This window comes from Nocardia sp. NPDC004860, assembly GCF_040609015.1.
GTDB lineage: Bacteria > Actinomycetota > Actinomycetes > Mycobacteriales > Mycobacteriaceae > Nocardia.
This window is the reverse complement of the sequence record NZ_JBEXJI010000005.1, coordinates 318,207-335,902: the sequence shown is the minus strand read 5'-3', so window position 1 is coordinate 335,902 and position 17,696 is coordinate 318,207. Positions and strand designations below refer to the sequence as shown.

At 64.3% G+C, this 17,696-nt stretch carries 13 protein-coding genes, 1 tRNA gene and 2 pseudogenes; 8 read left to right on the top strand and 8 right to left on the bottom strand.

The features are described 5' to 3' along the window. The first annotated feature begins 28 nt into the window (after positions 1–28). The gene (locus ABZV44_RS14235) at positions 29–1,384 is read left to right on the top strand and encodes a DUF2254 domain-containing protein (RefSeq protein WP_354835898.1); all 1,356 of its coding nucleotides are present in this window, start codon (positions 29–31) and stop codon (positions 1,382–1,384) included. Here the strand turns inward: ABZV44_RS14235 and ABZV44_RS14230 are convergent. Genes ABZV44_RS14230 through ABZV44_RS14215 form a run of 4 tightly spaced genes read right to left on the bottom strand, consistent with a single transcriptional unit; the run spans position 1,355 to position 6,093 of the window. Beyond that, complete coding sequence (locus tag ABZV44_RS14230) at positions 1,355–3,583, bottom strand: hypothetical protein (RefSeq protein WP_354835896.1); 2,229 nt, start codon at positions 3,581–3,583, stop codon at positions 1,355–1,357. The two genes, ABZV44_RS14235 and ABZV44_RS14230, sit on opposite strands and share 30 nt — an antisense overlap. After that, the gene (locus ABZV44_RS14225) at positions 3,580–4,833 is read right to left on the bottom strand and encodes a hypothetical protein (RefSeq protein WP_354835894.1); all 1,254 of its coding nucleotides are present in this window, start codon (positions 4,831–4,833) and stop codon (positions 3,580–3,582) included. The genes ABZV44_RS14230 and ABZV44_RS14225 overlap by 4 nt, the downstream gene beginning before the upstream one ends. Before the next feature lie 3 nt (positions 4,834–4,836). After that, complete coding sequence (locus ABZV44_RS14220; RefSeq protein WP_354835892.1) at positions 4,837–4,980, bottom strand: hypothetical protein; 144 nt, start codon at positions 4,978–4,980, stop codon at positions 4,837–4,839. Between the two features lie 9 nt (positions 4,981–4,989). Continuing rightward, positions 4,990–6,093, bottom strand: coding sequence for a serine/threonine-protein kinase (locus ABZV44_RS14215; RefSeq protein ID WP_354835890.1), 1,104 nt, complete (start codon positions 6,091–6,093; stop codon positions 4,990–4,992). A gap of 188 nt (positions 6,094–6,281) precedes the next feature. Between ABZV44_RS14215 and ABZV44_RS14210 the strand changes: the two genes are divergently transcribed. Beyond that, a tRNA-Ala gene (locus tag ABZV44_RS14210) sits at positions 6,282–6,354 on the top strand. 1,801 nt (positions 6,355–8,155) lie between these two features. On the opposite strand, the gene ABZV44_RS14205 is transcribed toward ABZV44_RS14210, so the two are convergent. Next, a complete protein-coding gene (locus ABZV44_RS14205) occupies positions 8,156–9,064 on the bottom strand; it encodes a hypothetical protein (RefSeq protein ID WP_354835888.1) in 909 nt (302 codons plus the stop codon). A 383-nt stretch (positions 9,065–9,447) separates the two neighbouring features. On the opposite strand from ABZV44_RS14205, the gene ABZV44_RS14200 reads away from it, so the two are divergent. The 4 genes from ABZV44_RS14200 to ABZV44_RS14185 all read left to right on the top strand — a co-directional run bounded on the left by ABZV44_RS14200 (position 9,448) and on the right by ABZV44_RS14185 (position 13,749). Continuing rightward, positions 9,448–10,938, top strand: a complete 1,491-nt coding sequence (locus ABZV44_RS14200) for an MFS transporter (RefSeq protein ID WP_354835886.1) — start codon at positions 9,448–9,450, stop codon at positions 10,936–10,938. Between the two features lie 64 nt (positions 10,939–11,002). Next, positions 11,003–12,376, top strand: coding sequence for a cytochrome P450 (locus ABZV44_RS14195; protein ID WP_354835884.1), 1,374 nt, complete (start codon positions 11,003–11,005; stop codon positions 12,374–12,376). A gap of 30 nt (positions 12,377–12,406) precedes the next feature. Continuing rightward, entirely contained in the window at positions 12,407–13,198 is a 792-nt protein-coding gene (locus ABZV44_RS14190) for an SDR family NAD(P)-dependent oxidoreductase (RefSeq protein WP_354835882.1), read from the top strand. Then, the gene (locus ABZV44_RS14185) at positions 13,195–13,749 is read left to right on the top strand and encodes a MarR family transcriptional regulator (RefSeq protein ID WP_354835880.1); all 555 of its coding nucleotides are present in this window, start codon (positions 13,195–13,197) and stop codon (positions 13,747–13,749) included. Before ABZV44_RS14190 ends, ABZV44_RS14185 begins: the two co-directional genes overlap by 4 nt. A gap of 113 nt (positions 13,750–13,862) precedes the next feature. Here the strand turns inward: ABZV44_RS14185 and ABZV44_RS14180 are convergent. Continuing rightward, a pseudogene (locus ABZV44_RS14180) lies at positions 13,863–15,005 on the bottom strand (IS3 family transposase). Here ABZV44_RS14180 and ABZV44_RS14175 point away from each other — a divergent pair. Further along, entirely contained in the window at positions 14,889–15,413 is a 525-nt protein-coding gene (locus tag ABZV44_RS14175; protein WP_354836016.1) for a hypothetical protein, read from the top strand. The pseudogene ABZV44_RS14180 and the gene ABZV44_RS14175 sit on opposite strands and share 117 nt — an antisense overlap. 7 nt (positions 15,414–15,420) lie before the next feature. Next, a complete protein-coding gene (locus tag ABZV44_RS14170; protein ID WP_354835878.1) occupies positions 15,421–15,615 on the top strand; it encodes a ferredoxin in 195 nt (64 codons plus the stop codon). Here ABZV44_RS14170 and ABZV44_RS14165 read toward each other — a convergent pair. After that, positions 15,612–16,603, bottom strand: a pseudogene (locus ABZV44_RS14165) (IS481 family transposase). The gene ABZV44_RS14170 and the pseudogene ABZV44_RS14165 sit on opposite strands and share 4 nt — an antisense overlap. Positions 16,604–16,708: 105 nt before the next feature. Next, a complete protein-coding gene (locus ABZV44_RS14160) occupies positions 16,709–17,314 on the bottom strand; it encodes a hypothetical protein (protein WP_354835876.1) in 606 nt (201 codons plus the stop codon). Positions 17,315–17,696: the final 382 nt, after the last annotated feature.

Sequence of the window (17,696 nt, the reverse complement as noted above, 5' to 3'; positions counted from 1 at the left end):
ACGCCGGAACAGCGCAGGAGGCTCCACCGTGGCCGGCATACCCCTCGAATTCGACCGCCACCGCGAAGCATTGCGGACCAATCTGTGGTTCGTGCCGACCGTGGAAGTGCTCGCGGCCATCGGGCTTTTCGCGATCACCTACCTGCTGGACCGGGCGGCATATCAGGGCGGGTTCACCTTTCCGTCCTGGGTGATCGGCGGCCCGCCCGACACGGCGCGGCAGGTGCTGACGGCCATTGCCGCCGCCATCATGACCGTGGTGGGTGTGGTCTTCTCCATCACCATCCTGGCGCTGACGCTGGCCTCGACCCAGTTCGGTCCGCGCATGCTGCGCACCTTCATTCGCGATCGGGGCACCCAGGTCACCCTCGGCACCTTCGTGGCGACCTTCGTCTATGCCATCGCCGCCCTGGTGTCCATCGGATCGGATTTCGTGCCGCACATCACCACGACGGTGTCGATCGCGTCGCTGGTGCTCGATCTCGCCGTGCTGATCTACTTCATCAATCACATCGCCATGGCGATCCAGCTGCCCAATGTCATTGCCGAGATCGCGGGTGAGGTGGCGGCCGGAATCGAGGCGCAGCGCAGCGACGCGCCCACCACCCCGCACTGCGGGCCGACGGCGGCCGAATTGCTGGAACGGATGGCGGGCGAGGGCGGCGAGGTCCGGGTGACCGGCAGCGGATACCTGCGCTACATCCGCTACGAGCAGCTGGTGCGGCTCGCGACCGAGGCGGACGCGGTGATCCACCTGCCCTATCGGCCCGGGCATTTCCTCACCGAGGGGCAGGTGGTGGCCACCGTGTGGCCCGCGTCGGCGGCCGGGCGGATAGCGGAGAACTTCTCGCGCGGGCACGTGGCCGGGCCCACCCGGTCGCTGACCCAGGACATTTCCTTCGGCATAGACCAGCTGGTCGAAATCGCCGTGCGCGCGCTGTCCACCGCGGTGAACGACACCTTCACCGCCCTGACCTGTGTCGACTGGCTCGGTGACTGCCTGTCGCGGGCCGCGGTGGCGTGGGAGCCGAGCCCGGTCTACCGCGGCAAGAACGGTTATGTCCGCGTCATCGCGGCGCAGGCGAGTTACGAGCGGCTGGTGCAGCGGGCCTTCGAGAAGATTCGACAGTCCGCGCGCGGCATGCCCGCGGTCATGATCCGGCAGCTCGAAGCGCTGGCCCAGATCTCGGATCACACAACCGATCCCGAGCGGCGCAGCATCCTGCTGGAGCAGGCGGCGATGATCGTGCGGTCGGCGCGCGAGTCGGTGCCGGAGGACGCGGATCTCCAGGACGTGCTGCGACGGTACCGGGTGCTGGTCGGCGACGCGGAGCTGCCGCTGATTCAGGCCGTGTCAACGCCAGAACTGCCAGGCACGGCGTGAATCCTGTTCCTGCGGTATGAGTGTCGCCGCGGGCGGCAGGCTGTCCGCGGGGTCCAGGACCAGCAGGGCGGTCATGGCCTGGGGGAGGTCCAGGCGGGTGCGGAGCCAGGGCCAGCCGCCGGTGAGGGTTTCGGTCAGATCGGCCGGGGGGAGGTCGAGGGCTGCCACCGCTTGCAGGAGGGTGGATGGGGGCATGTCCCATTGGCGGGCGCAGGCGGTGACCAGGGTGGGGAGCTGATCGGTGGGGGTGAGGGCGAGGATGCGGCGCAGGGCGGAAACGGCGTCGGGGGTGCGGGAGCGCGAGACCAGGGCGGAGACGACGAATTCGAGGTCCGCGGTCAGGGCAGCGGACAAGGTGCCGGTGGGCGATTCGGCTGCCAGTGGTTCGTCGGCCGGGGTGCACAGCAGGGTCGTGAGTTCGGCGCGGGACCAGGTGCCGCGCTGCCTGCTCCATCCGAATGCTCTGCGGGGCACGCGGAGTCCGTCTCGCTGCTGATCGTCGGCGGGCGCCGGGACGGCGAGGACGACCAGGGCCTCGATCGGTTCCGGAAGGTTCAGGGTCTTGCGCAGCGTGCGCCACGCGGGGCGGAGGGCGGCCACCAGTTCGGCCGGTTCGGAGCGGGTGAGGGTGAGGGCCTTCAGCAGGGCCGTGGCGTCGATCGCGGGGTAGCGGGTGGCCTCGGCCAGCAGCGTGGGCAGCAGGTCGGCGGGTGCGCAGGCCAGGATCTGTTCCAGCGCATAGCGATCGCGGCCGTTGCACGAGACGTTCACCACCAGCTGGGCGACGATGCCCAGGTTGGTGTGCATGGCCCGGCGCAGGATTCGGCTGCCGCCGGTGTGGGTGCCCGGATCGTCGACCTCGGCGCTGAGGGCCTCGTACACCAGGGCCCGGTCGCGGGAGCCGATCGCCTGCTCGCGCAGGGCGCGGTGGCGCAGCAGATGGGCGGCGACGATGCGGCGACGCTCGACTTCGCCGGTGGCCCAGTCCCGCTGGAGGCGCGGCCACACCGATTCGGCATCGGACGAGGTCAACGGAGCGGTCCCGGATTCCAGGCGGTGCCAGGCGGAGGTGGCCAGCGCCCCGCTGAGATCGATGCCGAGCTGCCGGGCCACCTCGACGGTACGGGTGCGGTCGCGGCCGTCGGTGAGGATACGGTCGGTGAGAACCTGCTCGAAGGTGCGGCGGACGCCGGGACGGTGGTCGAGTCGCGCCAATGCCTGCGCGACGCTGGGTCTTCCGATGGCGAGACGGACGGCGCGACCGGCCACCGCGTCGTCGCGGAGCCAGTCGGGGTTCAGCTCCGGGTCCGTGATCACCTCGGCCAGGTGGTTGTCGTCCAGCTCGGCGGGACCCAGGATGCGCAGGTGCCGTCGATAGCACCAGTGGCCGATTTCGTCTGCGGTGGACAGGGATTCGGGAAGCGTGACACCGGCGCGCCGGTGGCCGATGATCTGCTGCCCGAGCACGACGAACGGGTCCGATTCGTCGCCGGGATCGCCCGGTGTGACGATCCGGCGCGCGCCGCCGGGCGGGGCGGGGCTGTCGCGGGTCACCGCGGTGATCGCGGCGGGAGTCGAGGACGGCGTGCTGGAGGTGCAGAAGGTCAAGTCCCGCAGGCTGTTCCGGGGCAGCAGGCCGTAGAGCGCGCGCAGCATGGCCACGGCGTCCGTGCCGCTCTCGACGTGCAGCTCGATGGCGGGGCCGCGCCCGGCCAGATGCGCCAGGGTGTAGCCGAGCAGCGCGGGCAGCCAGTCCAGGTCGAGGTAGGCCTCGGCCGCGGCGGTGACGGCGGGACTGTACTCCACGGAATTCGGCAGCGGCGGCCAGTGGTCGGTGGGAAATTCGGCGTCGTCGAGCGAGGTGCGGAAGCGTCCCGCATCGTAGAGGCTCAAAGTCGTTGCACCGTCGAGTGTTCCGCGACCACCCGCGACGAGGTGTGCCACACAGGTGCCCGGCCGGTCATTGGCGGGCGTCTTCAGCACCGCCACCGCGAGTCCCCGCACCACGGTGAACTCCAGCGCGAACGCCTCCGGCGACGCGGGCGAACCATCCCAACTGACCAGCGACCCCAGCTCCCGCGTGGTGGATCCCAGTGCGGCGGGCCAGTTTCCGGACCTGGCGACCACGCCGACCCCGGTCCCGGAGGACTCCAGCGTCACCACGGCCCAGCCGCACAGCAGCTGCGCGAAGCCCGTCATCGGTCCGCCCGTAGCCGGTCGATGCGGTCGAGCATGTGGATGACCGGGTCCACGGCCGCGAACGGCTTGAACACCGGATAGGTGTTGTCGGCCCGCTTGCCGCACCCGACCGCCGAGACCGGGAAGTAGCGGTTGTGCGGGAAATGGATGGACAGCGTGGCGTCGACGGCCGGAAACAGTTTGCGCACCAGGCTTCTGGTGGCGTCGGAGCGATAGTCGATCTGGCCGGGCTGATACAGATTGCCCGCACCATTGAGGCTGTACGGCGTATCCGCCCAGTCCGGCGGCGGCGCGACCAGTCCGACCTCGGGCAGGTTGATCAGCGACAGCAGATCCGATTTCGCGATGATGGTCGAGGCGTGCAGGCGTGGCGGCTCGATGGGCAGATCCAGCGGATAGCTGTTGGCCGTGCGCCACAGCTTGGCGATCTGGTCGATCATCATCTTGGTGCGGCCGACGGTCTGGGAGTGCTCGACATTGTTGTTCAGGCTCTCCTCGTTGGCCGGTCCCGCGTGCTCGCGCATGATGGCCAGGTACTGCTTGTTCAGCGTGGACGGCATCACGAACCAGAGGAAGTCGGCGATGGCCAGGTGCGGGCTCACCTTGGCCGCGATCTCGGCGTCGGCCACATCCTCGCCCGCGACATCCACGAAGGCGAGATTCACCGTGCGCCTGGTGGACAGCGAGGTGAACTTGATCAAGATCGGGGTGCGGACCTGCCAGCCGCTCCAGGCGTGGGTCCGGGTCTGCTGCTGCGCCATCGGCGGTTGCGGCGGGCGCGGCGGTTGCGGCAGACCCGGCGGCTGCGGTGCGCCGAGCGGCCCGATGCCGTTCTCCTGCCGCTGCTGCGCGCCGACGTAGCCGCGCTTCTGGGTGTAGCCGATGGCCTGCCGGTTCATCAGCGTGTTCTCCAGCGCGGCCAGCATCTTCGTCGAACGGCGGGACGGCACGATGGACCATTCGCGGGCCAGCATCGGGTCGTTCATGACCGAATAGATCATCGACACGATGAGATGCGTCTTGGACGAGGCGGATTCGCCGACGAAGCCGATCACGGTGGTCGGATGGTCGAGGATCTCCTCGTCGATCTCACAGCCGTTCGGGCAGCGCCGATCCAGGCGCCGCGAATAGTCCCCGACGCGGGTCGCGAACCCGCCGTTGGGCTGGCGCAGCACCCAGATCCAGGAGCGGCGGGCGGTATCGAACTTGAACTCCGCCAGGCAGTTCAGGCAGACGATTCGCACGGTCACCCCTCAGAGCACGGTGTAGGTCAGCCACAGCAGCGTGGCCAGGAAAGAGGCCCCACCGACCGCGGACGCCACCCGCAGCCAGTGCCAGGAGCGGGATCCGGCGTACACGTACTGCTGCCAGGCCAGGCCGGCCCGTCGGTTGTTCATCGCAGTTCCTCACAGATGGTGGGCGATCGACACGATCACCCAGGCGAGCAGCACGAAAACCAGCCAGCCCAGCACGATTCCGGCACCGGCCGCGCCGAGCAGCACGCCGCCGATGTAGCGGGGATCGTCGCGGGTCAGCCCCTCCAGCACGCGCTGGCGGTATTCCAGGGCCGGGCGGACGAAGATGCCCCACAGCCCGGTCTCGGGCAGGTCGACGCCGTGCCGTTCCTCCGGCAGTCGCACCGGCGGGCCCGGGGTCAGCACGCTCGTCTGCGCGCGCACCGGCACGGTGACCGGTTCCGGCCTGGGGCCCTTGACGGTTCGGGCCAGGTTGCGGGTCTCGGAGTGGACCGCGTCCCGGAAGTAGTGCTGGAACTCGGCCGCGGATTGGAAACGCAGCGCCGGATCCGGCGAAAGCGCCTGATCCAGCACCGATTTCAGCCGGCCGGGCAACGGCGCCGGCGCGAACACCGCCTCCAGCACCTCATGGCACACCACCGCGAACGAGTACACGTCACTGAGATGGGTGAACCTGCCGTGTTCGAGATACTCGGGCGCGGAATAGTTCTGTGTGCCCACCACCTGGTTGGTGCGGGTGAGCCGCAGCATGTTCTCCCGCATCTCGATCGCGATGCCGAAATCGGCCAGCTTCGCCGTGCCGTCGCGGCAGATCATGATGTTCTCGGGCTTGATGTCGCGGTGCACCACCTGCTTGGAGTGCGCGTACACCAGCCCGCTGAGCGCGTCGGTGAGAATCCGGGCCAGTGCCGGCAGCGACCAGTTCTCCCGGTCCCGCATGAACTGCCGCAGATTCTCCCCGTGAATGAACTCCATCACCAGAAACGGTGAGCGGCAGCCGTTCTCGGCGAACACCCCCGAGTCGTGCAGCATCACCACATTGGTGCAGTTCATCTGCGCCGCGATCCGCGCCTCCCGCTCGAACCGCTGCCAGGCCACCTGCTCGTCCTGCGCCCGCACCGCGACACTGCCCGCGTCGAGCACCTTGACCGCAACCTGCCTGCGCAACTGCCGATCCCAGGCATCCCAGACCTCGGCCATCCCGCCCTTGCCGACCAGCTCCCGCAGCTCGTACCGGCCATTGATCAGCCTCACCGGCGTCCGACCTTCCCCGCGGAGCGGCCGCCTTCCCCGCGAACCACCCCGGACGACAACGAATCACCGCCCACTGTACGCGCGCCCACCCACCCCCCGCCCACCCATATTTCCAGCCGATTTGCACTAGAGGGGGTCCCCTGGTGTACCTTCTCCCAGTCGCCCGGGAAACCGAGCGGCAACCATCCGGGGCTATGGCGCAGCTGGTAGCGCACCACACTGGCAGTGTGGGGGTCAGGGGTTCGAGTCCCCTTAGCTCCACAATCAGAGAAGCCGCATATCAGAGACATGCGGCTTCTTGCATTGATTTGCTGCGCGGACCATTGGATGGTCACTGATCGGGCGAAATCGTTTTCTCATGGGGTTCGAGTCCCATTAGGTGTCTTGGCGACTCGCGGTCGATTGGCTCAACCGGGTAGCCCGGTGACCGAGTCGGAATTGTGGTCGACGCGATGATGGCCGGGACTCGGGGCGGCGGCACTATTCGCGAGATGAGTTGTCGGAAATCCTGATTCGGTACAAATGGATTAGAGCCGAAGGCACTGCGCAGCCCGCACTTGATTCAGCCGAAGACGTGCACGCCCGCAAACGGGTTGCCGTAGGCAAGGCTTCGAACATCCTCAGTCAGTTGATCGTCGGTCGTCCCGTGTTGGCCGACTCGGTCAGCGCGACTCGTGGAGGAGATCGGACCGGTGCGGACTTGCCGCCTGGACGTTGAGGTAGGACTGGGCGAGCGGTGGCAAGAGCCGCCGCGTGATCGGCGAGACATCCGAAAGCCGGTGCGTCGCAGCCAGATCCGAGTCCAGCAGGTCGAGCAGACGGTCATCGGCGGCCGGGTGCACGGGCTTCGGGAACCAGCGCTCACGCCAATTGTCGAAGAGCTGGTCGACGCCCGCGCGCCGCCTTCGGAATATTTGTAATTCTCGAGCTCGTAGTTCACGACCCAGGCGCGGTACTCGTCGTGAGTTTCGGGGACTCGCAAGCCCATGCGGATTCCGAAACCACGCCAAACGCGGAATGGCCGAGGCGCTTGGCGGCCGTGAGCGCGTGCACGCGAAGATGATTCAGATTCCGGTGGCCTTCGAATGTGACCGTGGACGTGGTGTACAGCTGTTGATCCTCGCTTCGACCGCGGCTCGTCGGGATCCGCGCTCTCGGCCACCGACTGCAAGAGCGCGTGTGCTTTTCCCATGATGTCCAGCGCGGTCTCAGTGGTCGCCAGCCACTTGTTCGCCAACTCCCTTGTCGAACGCGCGATTTCAGCCTGCTCAGCGGCCAGCTTGCCGACCTTCTCACCCGGCCCCAGACGGTTCGCTCGACTTCGGCGGTGTAGACGCCCGTGCATCGTGACGAATCGTTCGATGACGGGCTGTAGGAAGCCGCGCAAGACCCCTCCGACAACCACCAGATCGTCGCTTGCCAAACCGGCTTCGAGAAGCCCGCCAAGTAATGACTCCCCGATCCTACTTCCACTGACCACCACAACCCTCGACACAAAACGAAAGGCTGGCGCGTCAGCACCAAGCGCTCGCGGTGTACAGGATCGGGTGTCGTAGGGGCATGCCGCGAGACCCGGTGCACACGCTGTCGGTTGTCGAGGTCCCCGGTTACCCCGGACCCGAGAGACGATGTGCACCGGTTCCGCATCGACGAATACTCGACGGTCCCGGACCTGGTGTCTACCTCACAGTTCCGCACAGCGGCTGCGTGGCAAGAGCTGGGAGGTACCGCGCCGGACATCCCTATGTACCAAGGTGAGACCGACGCGGTCGTGTCTGCCGCCGGCGTCCATGCATTGGTGGATCGGTACTACGCGCTGGGATCTACGCTCACGCAACGGTATTCAGCGATCACTGGCAGTCACGATGGCACCGCTGTTACAGCGGTGCTGTCTGCCATGAGTTACCTGGCGGATAGCCTTGTCGCCAGACCGACGGCTCCGAGTTAGGTCCAGGCCGAATCCGAGGACCTAGCCACTCCTCCGAGAATCATGCCCTCGCGCCCTGACCCGGGCGCCATCACACCGATGCCCGATGGGACTGTAGAACAACGGTTCCGGTCCTCAGAAAGTGGCCAGATCGTCCGGAGTGAGGACAAAAGTCAAGGTGAGCCGATTGGCGACGTAGCCTTGGGGCAATCCGGGCCCCAGCACGATCGCATCCTCTGCGCCGAACTTGCTGACTTCGTTCATGAGAAGGTGGACCCGGATCGGGTTGAGATACTGAGTGAGGAACAACTCGCGAACCTCGTCGGCCGTCTGGATGACGCCGGTCTGATGGGGCGAACACAGGGTGATCTTCGGATCATAGAAGGTCATCCTGGAGATATGGTGCGCCATGAAATCCGCCACATGCTGCACGAGCGGGGTGTGGAAGGCGCCGACGTACTCCCCCAACATTCGGATCCGAGTCGGTTGCTCGGCCGCGAGAGCGGCCAAGTCCGCTCGATATCCGGCGAGCACGATGACCCGTTTGTCCTCGCCGGGCACGGCGCCGTAGTCCGCGGCCAGGTAGATCCCGGGCCGGACGGGGCTGACGTATTTCTCGATACCGTCACTCTCCGCCAAGGTCGCCACCGCCATCCCCTGTAGTGGCGAGTCGGCTGGCACCTCGGGGATGAGGCGTTGGTAGTGCAGCATCTCGAACAGTTGCTGTCGATCAACTCCGCCAGCGAGGCAGGCGCTCACCAAACCGCCGAGGCTGAGCCCGCCGATGACATCCGGCCGGATGTTGCGGTCCGCCAGTACATCGTGCATCCCTACTATCAACGCCGCCTGGCGCACGGCGCCGAAGCTCTGGACGAGTTCGCCTTCTCCGTCAAACTTGCCGGCGATCAGGTTCGACGTGTCCAGTTCGGTCCAGTACGCCGCCTGCTCGAATACTTCACGGATAGCAGGGAATCGAACGCAGTAGTCCGTGACGAATGCCGCCTCTAACGGAATTTGTCCCCCGAGCAAGTATGCGATGGTCATGCAACATTCCCCTTGAAATAATGAGGTTGACGAAGGCCGACATATGACCGACAGCCGACTCCCGTGTTTGAAGAATCCCGCCCCATGGGCAATGCCCGCCCAGAAGGAAGCTGCCCGTGTCACCGGGCTCGATTTCACATTAGGCCACGTCCAACCTCCTCGCAAATGCTTAACCGTTGTTATCCGCACCAGTATCGACGATGGCAGGACGCTGCCATTGCCTTGGCAGGATTATGTCAACGCACCACCGCGACAAAGTGCTAATGTCCACTGTTGAAACAACTGTCGCGAGTAGTTCTGCGAGAATGCTTGCGGAGCAAGGATGTATCACCCAATCATCGGGTGTGCCATTGCGATCCGGGCGGTCGGGGAAGGGTCGAGGCATGGCTTCGAATCAACAGTACAAGAATGGGATAAATCCCTGGGCGGCGCTCGGCGCGCTGTGCATGGGCTACTTCATGATCCTACTGGACATGACCATCGTCGGGGTTGCGAACCCGGCGATCATGGTCGGCCTGCATACCGACTTGTCCAAGGTCATCTGGGTGACCAGCGCCTACCTGCTCACGTTCGCGGTGCCGCTGCTCATCACCGGCCGTCTTGGCGACCGGTTCGGGCCGAAATACATGTATCTGGGCGGACTTTCGATCTTCACGCTGGCATCGCTGTGGTGTGGTATGGCCGGCAGCATCGATTCGCTGATCGCCGCGCGAGCGGTGCAGGGCTTCGGTGCGGCATTGATCGCGCCGCAGACGATGGCGGTGATCGGTCGAATCTTCCCGTGGGACAAGCGCGGTGCGGCAATGGGAGCGTGGGGTGGCGTCGCGGGCATCGCGGCGCTGATCGGCCCGATATTCGGCGGTTTGCTCGTCGACAACGGCGGTTGGCAGTGGATCTTTTATGTGAATCTGCCAATCGGGGTGATCGCGTTCGCGTTGGGCGCGCGGTTGATTCCGGTGCTGCCGACCAACAGCCATTGTTTCGACATCTTGGGTATGGTGTTGGTCGCAATCGGGATGTCGGCGCTCGTGATCGGCATTCAGGAAGGCAACGCTTACCACTGGGCGGGCTGGGTGTGGGGCCTGATCCTCGGCGGCCTCGCCGTCCTCGCGATGTTCCTGATCTACCAGAACCGCAACAGCCTCGAGCCGCTGGTTCCGCTGAGTGTTTTCCGAAACCGCAACTTCTCGCTCGGGAATGTCGTCACCAGCGCGCTGGCGGCGGCAGCGACCGCGCAAATAGTGCCGTCGTACTTCTACCTGCAGGCGGTACGCGATCTGTCCCCGACCAAGGCTGCGTTGGTCGTCGCACCCATGGCGATCGTCTCCGGCGGTTTGTCGCCGCTGGTCGGCAGATTGTCGGACAAGGTGCCACCCCGTTATTTGCTGACGTTCGGTTTCACCGTATTCGCGGTGGGGGTGTGGTGGTTCATCACCCTCGCCACTCCGCACGGATCCATCCCGCTGGTGTTCGCGGCGGGGGCGATCTGTGGTGTCGGCAACGCATTCATCTGGGCGCCACTGCCCGCGACCACCATGCGGACCCTGCCGCTCGAGCAGATGGGGGCGGCCTCGGGCGTCTACAACACCACCCGCCAGCTCGGCTCGGCACTCGGCAGCGCGGGCATCGGTGCACTACTTGCCGCGCGCATGGCGGCACATTCACTGCCCAGCGCCTCGACCGCCGCGGGCGGTCATCTCCCCGACTTCATCAAGGCGCCCTTTAGCTCGGCGCTGTCCGATTCGCTCTACCTCCCTGTCGGCCTGTTGGTGGTTTGCGCCGTCACCTCAGTGTTCCTCGTCTCCAGCAAACCACCCTCCGCGGTGCCGACTTCGGCTGCGGACGAGGAGACCAGGGTTGGTGCGGCTGACTAAGTACGTGTCTCAAAAGCGTTAGAACCGAACACAATATTCTGATCATCGTGAATTGAGGACAGGGATGAGTGAAGCTTCATCGGTTACTCAAAGGCAAACGGCCCAAAATCGGCCGCCGGGACCAAGTTTGGCGACCCTGTTGAAGTTGGTTGTGGCCAGGCGTCGGGAAACGTACGCGATCATTCCCGAAGTGGCTCGCCGGTACGGCGATGTAGTCGACCTGCCGGTACCGGGACGCGATGCACCACCGGTGACATTGGTCAGCCACCCGGATCACGTCGACCACATCTTGGTCCGGCACCACCATCGGTACGTCAAAGGCGAGTCCTACCAGGAGCTCACGGACGGTCAACCGCTGTCGTTGGCGTTCTTGGAGGGCGAGGATTGGAAACAGGTTCGCCGACCGCTCAACCCTCACTTCACGGAACAGGCATTGGAGCGAATCGCCCCCAAGCTGACATCAGGGGTCACTGCCCGTGTCGATGCATGGGCAAAGTACGTCGATACCGCAGATTGGATCGATCTCGAGCATGAACTCGGCACCGTCGTCCTGGACGGGTTGATGCGCGCGGTATTCGGAGTGACCATGGCGACCGGGGAGCTGGACAGCTACGTCCGGTCTGCACGGGATTTCAGCCGCTACGCCGCTAATCGCTCGATGATGCATGATCTCCCGGCCTTCCTTCCGCGCCCTTTCCAGCGACGGGGACAAGCCGGACTTGCCGCCGTACACGCCGATCTCGAGAGGTTCATCGCACAGCGGAGAGCGGACGGTCCAGGCGCAGAGCAGGATCTCCTGGACACTCTGTTGGAGATGAGCTTTGACGAATGCCCGCATTTGCAACAAGCCAGGCTGCTCTCGGAAGTGAGTGGCATGATTTTCGCCGGATTCGAAACCACGACTGAAGCCATATCCTGGACTCTCGCCCTGATGCTTTGCAACCCGCTGACGCTTGAGCGCGCATACGAGGAGGTCGATTCGTTCGGCGGAGCGCCGATCGGGTACGCAGATGTGGGGCGCCTTTCGTATCTCAAGGCATGCTTCGATGAGGGGCAGCGTGTCCAATCGTCGATGGCCAACATCCGCACCGCGATCGAGGACGATGAGATTGGTGGATATTTCGTTCCCAAGGGCTCCCGAGTCTTATTCTCTCCGTACGGAATTCATCGCGATCCCCGATTCTGGAACGAGCCGGACAAGTTCGAGCCGAATCGCTTCCTCACAGACAAGATCAACAGGAACGCTTACCTCCCTTTCAACATCGGTCCGCGAAAGTGCATCGGTTTCCGTCTCGCCAATATGGAGGCCCTTTCAGCACTTGCAGTGATATTGCAGCGGTACACATTCCAACTCCGCGAGGGCTGGCAACCTCGGCATCGGATGCGCATCATCACCTCGCTGGTGGGTGGGCTGCCTGTGCAGATCAAGACTCGCTAATCGACGGAACTGGGTGTAGACGGTGACAATATGGATCTGAAACTTGCTGGTAAACGGGCACTTATCACTGGATCGAGCAGTGGCCTGGGTGAGGCGATCGCACTATGCCTCGCTCAGGAAGGAGCCGCTGTCGTCGTGCACGGGCGGGATTCGTCTAGAACGGCGGCGGTGGCGAAGGTTATCCGTGAAGCGGGCGGCGAGGCGAGTGCCACGCTTGGCGATCTCGGTACAGACGCCGGCGCGGAGGCTGTTGTGGCAGATGCAATGACGGGGGGACAGATCGACATCCTCGTCAACAATGTCGGCGTATTCGATCCGTGGGCGACGTGGGCGGACACCACGGCCGAGCAGTGGGCGGAGCTGTATAACATCAACGTGATCTCAAGTGCGCGCATGATCCAGCGTCTTGTACCACAGATGCGGGCGCGCGGATGGGGGCGCGTGATCCAGATCAGCAGTGTCACCGGCGAAATGCCGACCGCCACGCAACCTCATTACGCCGCAGCGAATGCCGCGCGCAATATTCTCTCCCGCTCACTCGCCCGGGAGCTGAAGCACTCGGGTGTCACGTCGAATGCCGTGGCGGCGGGCGGCATTCGTACCCCTGGCTCGCTGCATGCTTTGCTCGCCATGGGCAAAGCGCAAGGCTGGGGAGACACGCTCGAGGAGATCGCACCGAAGGCCTCGCTGGCGCAAAATGACATCGGTCGTGTCGGCACACCTGAGGAATACGCGGAACTCGTCGCTTTCCTCGCTAGCCCGCGGTCGGGCTACATCACCGGCGCTACGCTGCGAATCGACGGCGGGCATTACGACGGATGATCGCCTCCACCGCTGTCAACACAGCACGATCTAAATCGAGAAGTAACGCTGCCGTTGCGCACGCCGATCACGCCAGGCTCGGAACCAGCGATAAGACCCTCGATGTGTACGAATTGGAGCGCGCCGCCACCCGCATCGCGTATCTGCTGACCCGCATGCGCCGACACGACCTCGTCTGCATCGAAGCGGGTGTCAACGTGAACCGCGCCACCATGACTGTGCTGCGTGTTCTGGCCGATGCCGACTGCCCACTGCGGCCCGGCGAAATTGCTACACGGCTCGACGTCGAAGCCCCGCATATCACTCGTCAACTGCAACTCCTGCAACACACAGGCTTCATAGACCGGATCGCCGATCCTAACGACGGTCGCGCGCAGCTGATTCAAATCACCTACGCCGGACATGAGGTGGTTGACGCAGTCCGGGCCGTCGACCGCCGACGTATGGCTGACGCACTCGCCGACTGGTCCGCCGACGACCTCCGCCTGCTCGCCCGACTCCACCGCCGCATGGTGAACGACCTTCTCCAACACGCTCAACAACACATATGACGGGGTGATGCGCAAATTACCACCCCCAGTCGACCATTGAGACTTATTCACTGGAGTCAGTAGAAGAAAAACGGGACTGCCCCGAGTTCGGTTGACTCGCGGAGTGTGGTGTTTCAGGCCGAGAGCGCAGGCTGATTGATTGTCTCAAATTCGATCGGTGTCAGGCGGCCGAGGCGGCGTTGTCGGCGGCGGCGATGGTAGGTTCACTCGATCCAGATCACGATCGCCAAGCGCAGCTCCTCCCTGGTCGACCAGTGTCGGCGGTCGAGGACGTTGCGTTGCAGCAGTGCGAAGAAGGACTCCATCGCCGCGTTGTCACCACATGCTCCGACATGGCCCATCGGGCCTCGTAACCCGTTGGCCGACAACATATGCACGAATCGTCGGGACCGAAATTGACTGCCCCTGTCGGAGTGGACTACGGTGCCGACCGGTGATCGGATCGCGACCACGTTGCGTAGCGCCGCTACCGCCAGGGCAGCGGTCATTCGTTCGTCGATCGAGTAGCCGACGATCCGATTGGAGAAACAGTCCTTGATCGCGCAGAGATAGAGCTTCCTTCGCTCGTGCGATGCTCGGTGATATCGTTGAGCCACAACCGATTTGGTGCTGTCGCGGTGAACTCGCGAGCTACCAGGTCGTCATGGACGGGTGGTCCTGCGCGTCTGCTGAGTCCGCGTTTGCGGGCGAACACCGACCAGATCCGCTGCTGCGCACACAATCGCTGCACCCGGTTCTTCCCGGCCCGGATACCGCGGTCGCCGAGTTTGTCGGCGATAAACCGATGCCCGAACGCGGGGTCGTCGTGGTGGATGTCGCGGGTGGCATCGATGAGGTGGGTGTCGTCCCAATCTCGTTGGGACACAGGGTTTTGCTGCCATTTGAAGAATGTTTGCGGCGTAAAGCCGAGGACCCGGCAGGTCCCCGCGACGGGGAACCCGTCCGCGGCCAGGTCGAGGACCAGCGGGAACCTCATTTTGGGGGCCGCTCGCGGGCGAAGAACGCCGCCGCGCGCCGCAGGATCTCGTTCTCCTGTTCCAGCTGCTTGGTGCGTTTGCGCAGTTCCCGCAGCTCCGTGGACTCTTCCCGGTCAGGCCGGGCTTGTTGCCGTCGTCGATATCGGCCTGTTTGAGCCAGTTGTGCAGACAGGCTTCGGAGATTCCGAAATCCTTGGCGACCTGCTTGATCGAGGCGTTGCCCTTGCAGGCGACCGGGACAACATCGCGGCGGAACTCCTGCGGATACGGCTTCGGCATGGTGGACATCCTTCCAGCGAGGACGAAGTCCTCACGGATCAGGAATCAACCAAACCGGGGGCAGTCCCGAATATCGCGATGATGGGCTGGCAGGATGCTACCAATATGTTGGCAGCATTCTGCCATTATCGACACCACTCCAGATGCCTCATATCTATATATGCTCTCCATGTGACCGACATTCGTGATATCCCTCCATTTCCGTTCCCTTACCACGAACGGCGGATCTCCCACCCGAGGTCCGCCGTGATCGAGAGTTCCAGCCAGCTCGGTGGCCGCCTGCTCAATCACCGGAGCGTGCAGGTGGATCGTTTTCTCTCGCTCCGTCTGGACTGTATGGTGGACGAATCGCGCTACTCTGAAGCCGGACCTCTGAGTTCGCTCATTTCCCTTCCGGTCGTGTGGTGAGATCGATATGAAGCTTGTTGTCGGTCAGACCTGTACTGGTCACGGTGTTTGCGAAGGCATCCGGCCTGATCTTTTCGAAGTGGGAAGCGACGGTCAGGTGCGTCGATTGACCGATGCCATCACCGAAGCCGACATCGAAGACGTCGAGTACGCCGTCGGACAATGTCCGGCGCGGGCACTAGCGCTGATACGTCAGCCCTAGTTGTACTGACCTGAGAGGTTGGTGACACGGCTGGCTGTGGGTGTCCGCCGAGTGCGGTGTGGCCGCGGTGGTGATTGTAGGTGTGGAGCCAGTCGGTGAAGGCGATTCGGCGTTCGGTTTCTGATCGGTAGGGGCGGGCGTAGGCCCATTCTTCGAGCAGGGTGCGGTTGAATCGTTCGACCTTGCCGTTGGTTTGGGGCCGGTATGGGCGGATCCGCTTGTGGGTGATGCCGGCATCGGCCAGGGTCTGTCCCCAGAGCCGGGATTTGTAGCAGCTGCCGTTGTCTGTCAGTACTCGTTTGACGGTGATTCCGTTGCTGGCGAAGAACTTTCGGGCGCGATGCCAGAATTCGACGGCGGTTTCCTTGCGCTCGTCGGGCAGGATCTCGCTGTAGGCCAAGCGGGAATGGTCGTCGACGGCGTTGTGCAGGTAGCTGGAGCCGACGTGGCTGTCGCCGTTGTGGTCGAGGGTCTTGCCGGCGGTGCGGGTGCGGTGGCGTTGCCCGGCGCGGCGGCCGTGGACGCGGTGGCCGCCGCCGTCGGGGATGTTGTCCAGCTTCTTGATGTCGACATGGATCAGGTCCCCGGGCGCGGGGTGCTCGTAGCGGCGGATCACACGGCCGGTGGCGCGATCGAGGTGCGTCAATCGGGCGAGTTTGTAGCGGCGCAGGATTCGATGCACCGTGGCCGGATTCGAGCCCAGCAGATACGCGATTCGCGCCGATCCCCACCGGCGCAGCAGGCGGACCTTGATGACGCGGCGCTCGGTGCGTGTCGGTGTCCGGTTCGGGCTGTGGTGCGGGCGGCTGGACCGATCGGCCATCCCGACCGGGCCATGAATTCGGTAGCGGTCGGCCCAGCGTTTGGCGGTGGTGTGGGCGACCTGGAACCGTTCGGCGGCGCGTCTGAGCGGCCAGCCGTCCTCGACGACGCAACGCGCGAGCCGCAACCGGCCCAGCTCCGACAGTGGGGCATTACGGTGGGACACGAAGACCTCCGGAAGTGAATGCGTTCCTCAACAGCTCGCACTTCACTCGGAGGTCTTCGCCATGTCAGCTCGCCACGCCGTCACCAACGTCCGTGGTCAATACACCTAGTTGGCCATGGAAGTGACTGTCCGCGGCGAGTTTTCGGCCGGTGCTTTGAGTAAACCGAGTTCCATCGCACGAGCACCGATCTGGAATCTGGTCGCAACACCTAGGCGAGCCATGATGTCGGCGACATGGCGGCGATAGGTGCGCACCGACACCGCGAGCCGACGCGCAGCCAACTCGTCCGTCAATCCGAGATCGAGCGCACCCAGCACCGCAAGCGTGATCGGATCGACCTCCGACCGCCGCAGAGCCAGGTGCGCTGGCAACCCCGGTGCCGACTCCCAGAGCACCGTGGCGAACTGATGCAAGACCCGCAACAAGTCCGGATCGCTGATCACGAAGCCGTAGGATCGCTCCTCATCCGCGCCACCCCAGACGGCCGCGACCTGCCGATCGATAATGATCATGTTGTCGAAGTTCGCGTCGGAAACCCTGATCTGATCGTGCAACTCCGGTTGCTTGCGCAACGATTCGTAATCACGAGTCTTGGCATAGCGCTGGGAGAAGAGTATGCGAACCTCCTTGCCGGTCGAGAGCATGTCGGCAACTAGTCGCCGACCCTGCCAATACTGCGGCTCAATCCGCAATGGACTCGCGACCGTCAACAACGCCTCCTGGTGACCACGTTGGAGAAGCTGATGCAGATTGCACTGCCAGCCTTCCCCTGGTCGCAGCCGGACCATATTCCCGTACTCATCCCTAGCGTCATGGTGCTCAGCTATCGCATGATCGAGTAGCCGACGTGACTCCGCCAACAGCCACCCGATATCTGCTGAACCCCGACCAGCAAGTTGGACACCAGTCTCAGTGGATACCTCAGTAACTGGATACATCTCCACACTCCCCTCCATTGCTCACAGTAAACCAGCGGCGGCTCTGGCGCACTTCCGGTGGTGGTCGGGGCTGGTTGATGCCATGAGCCCTCGGTGGACCGGGTAGATGATGTTGTAGGGCTTGCCTTTTCGGGCATTTTGCCGCTAAGAGCTC